This window comes from Protofrankia sp. Cr1 (assembly GCF_963555865.1).
GTDB lineage: Bacteria > Actinomycetota > Actinomycetes > Frankiales > Frankiaceae > Protofrankia.
Genome location: NZ_CAUVXO010000025.1, coordinates 2,637 through 13,151 on the forward strand (window position 1 = coordinate 2,637; position 10,515 = coordinate 13,151).

Consider the following 10,515-nt stretch of genomic DNA (forward strand, 5'->3'; position numbering starts at 1 on the left):
GGCGAACCCGACTGACTGCGAACCCGACTGGCACCGGGGACGGGCGATCGCCGGCTGGTCGTGGAGCCCGGCCTGCCCGGGATCGACCCGCGACGCCGCGACCCTCCCTCCTGCCGGGCGCAATCAGCTGTCGACGGTCCATTTCTCCTCGATACGGCCGATTTTCCACACAGCCAGCGCGATAGCCCAGGTGGCGAAGAACATACCGACGATGACGAAACCGACGATGTTCAGATCCAGGCCGCTGATCCAGTCCCAGAATGCACCGTGCAGCGAGAGTTTCTCGGCGATGAGCCCGAGGAGTTCGATGGTGCCGATGATGACGGCGACAGCCACCGACAGTGCGGTGATGGTGAGGTTGTAGTAAACTTTACGGACCGGTTTCGAGAATGCCCAGCCGTAGGCGAAGTTCATGAACGATCCGTCGACGGTGTCGAGCAGGCTCATTCCCGCGGCAAACAGGACGGGAAGGCACAGGATCGCGTACCACGGCAGGCCGGAAGCGGCGCCGGAGCCGGCGAGCACCAGCAGGGCGATCTCGGTGGCGGTGTCGAAACCGAGGCCGAACAGCACGCCCAACGGGTACATCTGCCAGGGTTTGGTGATTGATTTCATCAACCGGCCCAGTAGACGGTTCATGAAGCCGCGGTTGTTCAGCTGGTCCTCCAGCGCTGCCTCGTCGAAGACGCCGGTGCGCAGTTGCCGGAAGACACGCCAGATCCCGGCAAGGATAACAATATTGATGATCGCGATAATATAGAGAAAGATGCCGGAGACGGTGGTGCCGATCAGGCTGGTGACGTTGTGCAGCTCGGAGTTCTCATCACCTACCGGACCGGCCAGGCTTCTGACGCCCAGCGAGAGCAGGAACGCCAGCGCGAAGACGACGGTGGAGTGGCCGAGAGAGAACCAGAAGCCGACCGACAGCGGTCGCTGGCCGTCGTTCATGAGCTTACGGGTGGTGTTGTCGATGGCCGAGATGTGGTCGGCGTCGAAGGCGTGGCGCATCCCCAGGGTGTAGGCGGTCACCCCGATACCGACGCCGAAGGTCTTGGTCCCCAGGCTGTAGTGCTCTGGCGCGACGATTGCGACGAGGACGAACCAGCCGATCACGTGCAGGGCCAGGATGAACGCGGCCATGCCGGCCGTGCGGCTCCACTCACGGCGGGTCATGGAGCCGCGCACACGTTGCCACCGGGACGTGGACGAGCCGGCCGGGGGGAGCGTGGCGAGCGAGCGCGTGGTCATGAGCGACCTGCTTTCATCAGCGGGGCGACAGCACAACCTAGACGCACAATATTCTCAGATGCAAGAAATTCGCAATAGTGGGCGTCGCAAGCACCGAGCGTGCGAGCAGCGGTGCCCACGTAGATCGACTACGATGTCAGGTGGTCGTCGTGCCACGCGGAGCCGCCGCTTGCGCGGCCCGGGTTGCCGGTTCCGATTGGGAATGCCGATTGGGAAGGGAGCCCCGTGGGCAGTAGGACCGCACCGGCGCGGGCGACCGGCCGGTTGGTGCTGGCATACGTGGTGCTGGCCGGGTTGTTCGTCATGCACGGCGTGCTGGCCGGGCAGGGATGCCCAGGCGGTGGCGCCGCGGCGGGGTCGACGATGGCGGTACACGGTTCGGCCACCGGCCACGAGGCCGCCGCGATGGCGCAGATGGCGATGTACCTCCCGGCCACCGGCCAGGCACTTCCCGCGGTGTCCGCGGTGTCCGCGGTGTCCCAGACGCCGGCCGTGGTCAGAGGTGATGGCCGCGGCCATGGCACGTTGTGCGTGTCGTCACCTCCCCGGCCAGGGCTGGCCTGGCTGCTGGCCCTTCTGCTCGGCGTGGTCGCGTGGGCGTGGCCCGTCCGGCTGTGGAACGCCGGTGCCGACCGTGCGGGTCATGGGTGCCGCGCCCCACCGCTGGCTGGTTCGTGTCTGCTGGTGAGGTTGTGCGTGTCCCGGACGTGACAGGGCGTCGCTGACCGGAGCGAGGGCTCGGGTCGGCTGAGGTGTCCGTCCACCCGCACGCGAGCGTCGCGTGCCGTCCGGGAAGATTCTTGATGTCGATGTCTATTTTGTCGCGTTCGCATGCCCGTGTCCGGTCCGTGTTCGTGGCGGCCGGTGTGACCGTTGCCGTCGGACTGACGGTCACCGCCTGTGGCGGTGGTTCCACGACCACGCCGACGATGCAACACACCATGATGGCGCCCACCATGACGGCGCCCACGATGATGGCCACGATGATGGCGCCGTCTGCATCGGGGCACGCCGGGATGGCAGGGATGGCAGGTACGGCGGAACAGCCGGTGGGTGACGGCCTGACCGCCGAGGCATCCGGTTTCCGGTTCGTCCCGGCTGTGTCCTCGCTGCCAGCCGATGCGCCGACCTCGTTCCGGTTCCAGATCGTGGGCGGAACTGGTGCACCGGTCACCGCGTTCAGGCCGGATCAGACCAGGTTGATGCACCTCTATCTGGTCCGGTCCGATCTCACCGGCTTCCAGCACGTGCACCCGACCATGGCCGGCGACGGTACCTGGACGGTGCCGCTTGACGCGGTGCAGCCGGGCTCGTACCGGGTCTACGCCTCGTTCATCACCACGAACAGCTCGGGGCAGGACCTGCCGCTGGTCCTCAGCCAGCCGGTCACCGTTGCCGGGAGGTCCGCCGTCACGCCGCTGCCGCCCGCATCGACCACGACACAGGTCGACGGCTACACCCTGACCCTGGCCGGTGAGGTGATGGCCGGGGCGGCGCACACGCTGACGGTCACGGTGTCCAAGGAGGGCGCGCCCGTCACCGACCTGCAGCCCTACCTGGACACCTACGCGCACCTGAGTGCCTTCCACGAAGGTGACCTTGCCTTCGCTCATCTGCACCCGGTGGGCGCGACCAGCGCTGCGGGTGGCGGACCGGCGCTGTCCTTCGAGGCGATGATGGCGAAAGCCGGCAACTGGCGGGTGTTCGTGCAGTTCCAGACCGCGGCGGTACTGCACACCGCCGTCGTGACCCTGTCCGTCGGCTGACCGGCACCTGACCGGAGCCGGGATCTTCCGCGGGTTCGCCCTGGCGATCCCGGCTCCCTGCCGGCCGCTCCCTGATCGATACCTGGTACAGGTATAGCGTTTCGACTCAGGATACCCCTAGCGGGTATTGGTATTGGAGGGTTCATGGACGCTGGTCATGGCTACATCGGCAACAAGGACGACCACCTCAAGCGGTTACGCCGCATCGAAGGCCAGATCCGGGGGCTGCAGCGGATGGTCGAGCAGGAGGAGTACTGCATCGACATCCTGACTCAGGTCTCGGCGGCGACGAAGGCGCTACAGTCGGTCGCGCTGGGCCTCCTTGATGAGCACCTGACGCACTGCGTCGTGCGGGCCGCGGCGGCCGGCGGTGACGAGGCCGACCACAAGGTACGGGAGGCCTCGGCGGCGATCGCCCGCCTGGTCCGGTCCTGACCTGAAACCTGGTCGACCCGCCCCGATATTGATCATCTGATTTGGAAGGAACCAGCTGTGATCACATCCACCTACACCGTTGTCGGCATGACCTGCGCGCACTGCGTCAGCGCGGTGCGCAGCGAGATCGGCCGCCTTGCGGGTGTCAGCGACGTTTCCGTCGATCTCACCGCTGGCGCGGTGACCGTGACCAGCGAACAGCCGCTCGACGAGGCGCCGGTGCGCACCGCCGTGGATGAGGCCGGCTACGCACTGGCCGGGCTGGCGTCGAAAGATCGCTGAGGTCAGAGGGAGATTCTTGATGAGCGCGACCGTGGATGACGCGCGGCCTGTCGGCGGCGGTGCCACCAACCTGTCGATCGAGGGGATGACCTGCGCGTCCTGCGCGGCGCGCATCGAGAAGCGGTTGAACAGGCTCGACGGTGTGAGCGCTGCGGTCAACTACGCCACCGAGCAGGCGCATGTCGTCCACCCCGGCCGGCTCACCGCAGCCGACCTGATCGCCGAGGTGGAGAAGGCCGGCTACCGGGCCTTCGTGCCCCAGCCGCGAACGGAGCGGCCGGCCGGGGCGGTGGCGAGCCTCGACGGGGATGCCGGCGAGACCACCGGGGCAGCGCAGGCGGATCAGACCGGTCCGCTGCGTACCCGGCTGGTCGTCGCCGCGGTGCTGAGTCTGCCGGTGCTGCTGTTGGCGATGGTGCCCGCGTTGCAGTTCGAGAACTGGCAGTGGCTGTCGCTGACGCTGGCCGCGCCGGTCGTGGTGTGGGCTGGCTTCCCGTTCCACCGTGCGGCGTGGACGAACCTGCGGCACGGCGCGGCGACCATGGACACGCTGATCTCCATCGGTACGCTCGCGGCGTTCGGCTGGTCGCTGTACGCCCTGTTCCTCGGCCATGCCGGCGAGCGGGGCATGACGATGCACGTCACGCTCCTGGCCACCCGGGACAGCGCCGCGGACAGCATTTACCTTGAGGTTGCCGCGGTGGTGACGACGTTCATCCTCGCCGGCCGCTACTTCGAGGCACGGGCCAAACGCCGGGCCGGCGCCGCGCTGCGGGCGTTGCTGGAGCTCGGTGTCACGGACGTCGCGGTCCTGCGCGACGGCCGGGAGCAGCGGCTACCCGTGGAGCAGTTGGCCGTGGGGGAGCGCTTCGTCGTCCGACCGGGGGAGAAGATCGCCACTGACGGGGTGGTCGAGGAAGGCCGCTCCGCGGTCGACGCGAGCATGCTCACCGGCGAGTCACTACCGGTCGAGGTCAGCCCGGGCGACGCGGTCACCGGCGCCACGCTGAACGCCGGCGGTCGGCTGGTGGTCCGGGCGACCCGGGTGGGTGGGGACACCCAGCTTGCGCAGATGGCGACGCTGGTCGTGGCGGCGCAGAGCGGGAAGGCCGCGATCGCGCGGCTCGCCGATCGGGTCTCGGCGGTGTTCGTTCCGGTGGTGATCGTCCTCGCTGTCGCCACCCTCACGGTGTGGCTCGCACTCGGTGACGGGGCGACGGCCGCATTCACGGCCGCCGTCGCCGTACTGATCGTCGCCTGCCCGTGCGCGCTCGGCCTCGCGACGCCCACCGCCCTGCTTGTCGGTAGCGGTCGGGCCGCCCAGCTCGGGATTCTGATCAAGGGGCCGGAGGTGCTGGAATCGACCCGGCGGGTGGACACCGTCGTCCTGGACAAGACCGGAACGGTGACCACCGGGCGGATGAGCCTGGTCGACCTGGTGCCGGCCGCCGGTGTCGACCTCGATGAGGTGCTGCGGCTGGTCGGCGCGGTTGAGGACGCCTCCGAGCATCCGATCGCCCGGGCGATCGCCCGCGGGGCACGGGAACGGGTCGGCGTCCTGCCGGACGCGACGGATTTCCGCAGCGTTGAGGGACTCGGCGTGCAGGCGGTCGTGGCCGGACATGCGGTCGTCGCCGGCCGCCGCCGGCTGCTGACCGACCGCTCGGTCCACATCCCCGACGAACTCGATGTGGCAGCGCAGGCCGCCGAGCAGGACGGCCGGACACCGGTCTTCGCCGGTTGGGACGGTGCCGCCCACGCGGTCCTCGTCGTCGCCGACACCGTCAAACCCACCTCGGCCGACGCGGTCCGCGGACTGCGCGACCTCGGTCTGACCCCGGTGCTGCTCACCGGCGACAACACCCGCGCCGCCCGCGCCGTCGCCGCGCAGGTCGGCATCGACGAGGTGATCGCCGAGGTGCTCCCTGCGGACAAGGTCGACGTCGTGTCCCGGTTGCAGGCGCAGGGCCGGGTCGTCGCGATGGTCGGCGACGGCGTCAACGACGCCGCCGCGCTCGCCCAGGCCGACCTCGGTCTGGCCATGGGCACCGGGACGGACGCCGCGATCGAAGCCGGCGACCTCACCCTGGTCCGCGGGGACCTGCGCGCGGCCGTGGACGCCATCCTCCTCGCCCGGCGCACCCTCGCCACCATCAAGGGAAACCTGTTCTGGGCGTTCGCCTACAACATCGCAGCCCTGCCACTCGCCGCCACGGGCCTGCTCAACCCGCTGATCGCCGGCGCGGCGATGGCGTTGAGCTCGCTGTTCGTCGTCTCCAACAGCCTGCGGCTACGCCACTTCCAGCCGGCAGGCTACGCCCCTTCCAGCCTGCCGGTGACGTAGGGACCAGCACAAAAGCGACGACGACCGGGCAGAGGCTGGTCCACCCCGTCAGTCCCTGTCTCGCCCGCCGTCGGGCGGCCCGGGCCCGGGCGGACCCGTTGTGGGTGCTGCCTGGCCGGCGAGCAGGGCCTGCAGGACCGCGCCTTCGGCGGGGCTGAGCTGTTCGACGAACCGCTGCAGCACCGCGGTCGGGGTCTCCCCCCGGGTCAGCAGGGCCTTCATCTGCCGGGCTGCGAGCTCCTCGCGCGCGGCCACCGCCCGCCAGGCGTAGCCACGGCCGGTCGGTATCCGTTCGGCCAGGCCCTTCTCCGCCAACCGGGTGAGGATGGTCGTCACCGTCGTATAGGCGAGATCGCCGCCGAGGGACTGCTGAATGGCGGCCGGGGTCACCGGCTCGTCGGTGGCCCACAGCGCGGCCAGCACCTCGCTTTCCAGCGCGCCTCGTGCCCGGCGGGCCCGACGACTGTCCACCCGGTCGCCCATGCAACCCCGCCATCCCGTAGCCACGACGTCTCGTCGTAGCATACGACAACGTCGTAGTAATGTACCGGTGGTAACGGCTGCGCCACGTCCAGCACACCCAACGTCCAGCACACCCGGCCGCCCAGGTCCAGTAGCTTGGAGACGAGAAGAACCGTGAGTGACCTCACCTACACCCAATCGATTGTCACCGGGCTGTTGCAAGGCGTGACCGAACTGTTCCCGGTGTCCAGCCTCGGGCATTCCGTGCTGGTTCCCGCGGTGATCGGCGGAGGCTGGAAGCACCTCGTCACCGAATCGGCGTCCTCGACCAGCGAGAAGTCGCCCTATCTGGCGTTTATCGTCGCGCTGCACGTCGCGACCGCCGTCGCGTTGCTCATCTTCTTCCGGTCCGACTGGGCCCGCATCGTTCGGGCCTTCGTCAACACGGTACGCACGCGTACCGTGACCACCTCGGACGAGCGGCTGGCCTGGCTGTTGATCATCGCTACAGTCCCCGTCGGACTCACCGGCATCGTCCTCGAACACACCTTCCGGACACTGTTCGCCAAACCGCTGGCCGCCGCGCTGTTCCTCACCCTCAACGGCGTCATCCTGCTCGCCGGGGAACGGCTGCGCCGCGCCGCGGAAACCCGCCACGCACATCCCGTACCCACAGCTCGCGCCGGTGCCAGTGCTGCCAGGTGCCAGTGCCAGTGCCAGTGCCAGTGAGGGCGCCGGTGAGGGCACCGATGACGGCGACGTCGTCACCGAGCACCACGGCCTGGTGGTGGCCGAACACCGCAGCCTCGACCGGCTCGCCTACCGGGATGCCGGCATCATCGGCCTGTTCCAGACCCTCGCGCTGTTCGCCGGCATCTCCCGGTCCGGGATCACCATGGTCGGCGGGCTGCTGCGCGGCCTCGACCACGAGGACGCCGCCCGGTTCTCCTTCCTGCTCGCCACCCCCGTCATCCTCGCCGCCGGCCTCCTGAAACTCCCGGCCCTCGCCGGTGACGCCGGCAGCCACATCCACGGCCAGGTCATCGTCGGGATGCTCGTCGCCGGCACCGCCGCCTACCTGTCCGTACGTTTCCTCACCAACTATTTCCAGAGCCGCACCCTCACGCCGTTCGCCGTGTACTGCCTCGTCGTCGGGGGCCTTGCCACCCTGCGTTTCACCATCGGCAGCTGACGGCGGCCGGTGCGGCCCAGGGCCGCTGCCGGCATCCCGTTGGTGGTTACGAAAGGATGTGAATCCGATGCTGCTGGAGAAGCATCCGGTTCACATCCTTTGGTTCCTGAGCGGAGCGTGCCGGGCGAAGGGGCTGGAGCGCCGCGCGATGGCGGTCACCGACCTGTCAGCGCCATCACGGTCGGGCAGACTGGACATGGTTGACGACCGGAGAGAAAGGATCGGGCAATGTCCAAGATCACGCCGTGGCTGTGGTTCGACACCCAGGGGGAAGAGGCTGCCGAGTTCTATACGTCGATTTTCCCGAACTCAAAGATCCTTGATGTCACTCGCTATGGCCAGGCCGGACCCCGTCCAGAGGGCACGGTCATGACCGTCACCTTCATGCTGGACGGGCAGGAGTACGTCGCTCTGAACGGCGGGCCGGAGTTCACGTTCTCCGAGGCGATCTCGTTGCAGGTCAGCTGCGGTTCTCAGGGAGAGGTCGACGAGTATTGGAGCAGGCTGTCCGACGGCGGCCAGGAGGGCTCCTGCGGTTGGCTCAAGGATCGGTACGGGCTTTCCTGGCAGATCATTCCGGCCGCGCTGGGCGAGGTGCTCGGCGATCCCGACTCCGGGCGGTCCCAGCGCGCCATGCGGGCGATGCTTGCGATGAAGAAGATCGACGTTGAGGAGCTGCGGCGCGCCGCCGATCAGGCGTAGGTACCGTGGGCAAGGCAGCCCGAGAACCAGGTTGATCCCGGTCTGCTCGACCGGCTCTCAAGGATGTGAATCGGATGCTTCTCCAGCAGCAGAGGATTCACATCCATCGGCCCCGTGAACCGCTACCTGATACCGGGTTCAGCTCGTACTATTCCGATACGTCGGCTCCCATACGTCGGCTCCCATACGTCGGCGGTGTGGTGACCGTTCGTCGGTTGCGCGGGGTGGCGCCGTGGTCCTCCCCCGGACCGGAGCAGCGGTGTGACAGCCTTGCCACCGTCTGGACCATTGTCCCGTCCCGCCCCGCCGCCGAGAGAGACCGCATGCTGATCCGACTCCTGCGGGCCCACCTCGGCCCGTACACCCGGCCGATCACGATCGTGGTCGGCCTGCAGCTGGTGGCGACGATCGCCATCCTGTACCTGCCGACCCTGAACGCCGACATCATCGACCACGGGGTGATCACCGGCGACACGGGCTACATCCTGCGCACAGGTGGGATCATGCTCGGGGTCGCCGCCGTGCAGATCGTCTGCGCGGGCGCCGCGGTGTACTTCGGCGCCCGGATCGCGATGGCGCTCGGTCGGGACCTGCGGGCGGCGCTTTTCGACCAGGTGCAGTCGTTCTCCGTCCGTGAGGTCGGTCGGTTCGGCGCACCATCCCTGATCACCCGGGCGACCAACGACGTTCAGCAGGTTCAGATGCTGGCGCTGATGAGCTTCACGCTGATGGTGTCCGCACCGATCATGTGCCTGGGCGGTATTGTGCTGGCCCTGCACCAGGACGCCAGGCTGTCGACCCTGCTCATCGTGATCGTACCGGTTCTCGGCGCGATCATCATCGCGATCGTGCGCCGGATGAAGCCGCTGGGCCGGGCCATGCAGGAGCGCCTTGACGTCGTCAACCGGATCCTGCGCGAACAGCTCAGCGGGTTGCGAGTGATCCGCGCCTTCGTCCGCGACGACTACGAGCAGCGCCGGTTCGGGGTGGCCAACGCCGAGCTGACCGACGTCTCGCTGCAGTTCGGCCGGCTGATGGCGCTGATGTTTCCGCTGGTGCTCACGGTGGTGAACGTCGCCAGCGTGGCCGTGCTGTGGTTCGGCGCGCACCGCATCGACGCCGGCCAGATGCAGATCGGCGCGCTCACCGCCTTCCTCAGCTACCTCATGCAGATCCTGATGTCGGTGATGATGGCCACCTTCATGTTCATCATGATCCCTCGTGCTGAGGTGTGCGCCGAACGCATCGGGGAGGTGCTGGCGACCGAGTCCACGCTGTTGCCGCCGGTGAACCCGGTGCGTTCCCTCGACCGGCACGGCGAGCTCGAGCTGCGCGACGTCGGGTTCGGCTATCCCGGAGCCCAGGCGTCGGTGCTGCGCGGGATCAGCATTCGGCCCGGCCCGGTCAGGTCACGGCGATCATCGGTGGCACCGGTAGCGGGAAGACGACGTTGATCGGCCTGATCCCGCGGCTGGCCGACGCCACGCAGGGTGCCATCCTCGTTGACGGCGTCGATGTCCGCGAACTCGACCCGGCGTTGCTGGCCGCCACCGTCGGGCTGGTCCCGCAGAAGCCCTACCTGTTCTCCGGCACGATCGCAACCAATCTGCGCTACGGCAACCCGGCCGCCACCGACGCCGACCTGTGGCACGCACTCGAGATCGCGCAGGCGAAGGGGTTCGTCGAGGCCATGCCCGAGGGCCTGGACAGCGTGATCGCCCAGGGTGGGACCAACGTGTCCGGCGGTCAGCGCCAGCGCCTCGCGATCGCCCGGGTGCTGGTCCGCCGCCCGGAGATCTACCTGTTCGATGACTCGTTCTCGGCGCTGGACTACGCGACGGACGCGTACCTGCGGGCCGCACTCGCCCGGGAGACCGTCGCCGCGACCGTCGTGATCGTCGCTCAGCGGGTTTCCACCATCCGCGAGGCCGATCAGATCATCGTGCTGGACGGCGGCGAGGTGGTCGGTACCGGCACCCACCACCAGTTGATGGCTGGCAACACCACGTATCGGGAGATCGTGCTCTCCCAGCTTACCGAGGAGGAGGCCGCATGACCCGCCAGGCACCGGTACCGGGCCAGGC

Annotated in this window: 8 protein-coding genes and 2 pseudogenes; 8 read left to right on the forward strand and 2 right to left on the reverse strand. The window is 68.4% G+C overall.

What is annotated here, in order from left to right:
- Positions 1 to 123: 123 nt before the first annotated feature.
- Positions 124 to 1,173, reverse strand: coding sequence for a HoxN/HupN/NixA family nickel/cobalt transporter (locus tag U9980_RS04360; protein ID WP_416210153.1), 1,050 nt, complete (start codon positions 1,171 to 1,173; stop codon positions 124 to 126).
- Between the two features lie 300 nt (positions 1,174 to 1,473).
- Here U9980_RS04360 and U9980_RS04365 point away from each other — a divergent pair, with 300 nt between their 5' ends.
- The 5 genes from U9980_RS04365 (at position 1,474) to U9980_RS04385 (ending at position 6,075) form a co-directional block, all read left to right on the forward strand.
- Positions 1,474 to 1,959, forward strand: a complete 486-nt coding sequence (locus U9980_RS04365) for a hypothetical protein (RefSeq protein ID WP_322766788.1) — start codon at positions 1,474 to 1,476, stop codon at positions 1,957 to 1,959.
- 98 nt (positions 1,960 to 2,057) lie between these two features.
- The gene (locus U9980_RS04370) at positions 2,058 to 3,014 is read left to right on the forward strand and encodes a hypothetical protein (RefSeq protein ID WP_322766789.1); all 957 of its coding nucleotides are present in this window, start codon (positions 2,058 to 2,060) and stop codon (positions 3,012 to 3,014) included.
- 144 nt (positions 3,015 to 3,158) lie between these two features.
- Complete coding sequence (locus U9980_RS04375; protein ID WP_322766790.1) at positions 3,159 to 3,449, forward strand: metal-sensitive transcriptional regulator; 291 nt, start codon at positions 3,159 to 3,161, stop codon at positions 3,447 to 3,449.
- A gap of 57 nt (positions 3,450 to 3,506) precedes the next feature.
- Complete coding sequence (locus U9980_RS04380) at positions 3,507 to 3,731, forward strand: heavy-metal-associated domain-containing protein (RefSeq protein WP_322766791.1); 225 nt, start codon at positions 3,507 to 3,509, stop codon at positions 3,729 to 3,731.
- Positions 3,732 to 3,750: 19 nt separating this feature from the next.
- On the forward strand, positions 3,751 to 6,075 hold the full coding sequence (locus U9980_RS04385) for a heavy metal translocating P-type ATPase (protein ID WP_322766792.1): 2,325 nt from the start codon (positions 3,751 to 3,753) through the stop codon (positions 6,073 to 6,075).
- A 48-nt stretch (positions 6,076 to 6,123) separates the two neighbouring features.
- Here U9980_RS04385 and U9980_RS04390 read toward each other — a convergent pair whose 3' ends face one another.
- Entirely contained in the window at positions 6,124 to 6,582 is a 459-nt protein-coding gene (locus U9980_RS04390; RefSeq protein ID WP_322766793.1) for a BlaI/MecI/CopY family transcriptional regulator, read from the reverse strand.
- 129 nt (positions 6,583 to 6,711) lie between these two features.
- On the opposite strand from U9980_RS04390, the pseudogene U9980_RS28410 reads away from it, so the two are divergent.
- From U9980_RS28410 to U9980_RS04410, 3 genes and pseudogenes are all read left to right on the forward strand, one after another.
- Positions 6,712 to 7,729, forward strand: a pseudogene (locus U9980_RS28410) (undecaprenyl-diphosphate phosphatase).
- A gap of 228 nt (positions 7,730 to 7,957) precedes the next feature.
- Complete coding sequence (locus tag U9980_RS04405) at positions 7,958 to 8,431, forward strand: VOC family protein (RefSeq protein WP_322766796.1); 474 nt, start codon at positions 7,958 to 7,960, stop codon at positions 8,429 to 8,431.
- Between the two features lie 323 nt (positions 8,432 to 8,754).
- Positions 8,755 to 10,487 (forward strand): annotated as a pseudogene (locus U9980_RS04410) (ABC transporter ATP-binding protein).
- Positions 10,488 to 10,515: the final 28 nt, after the last annotated feature.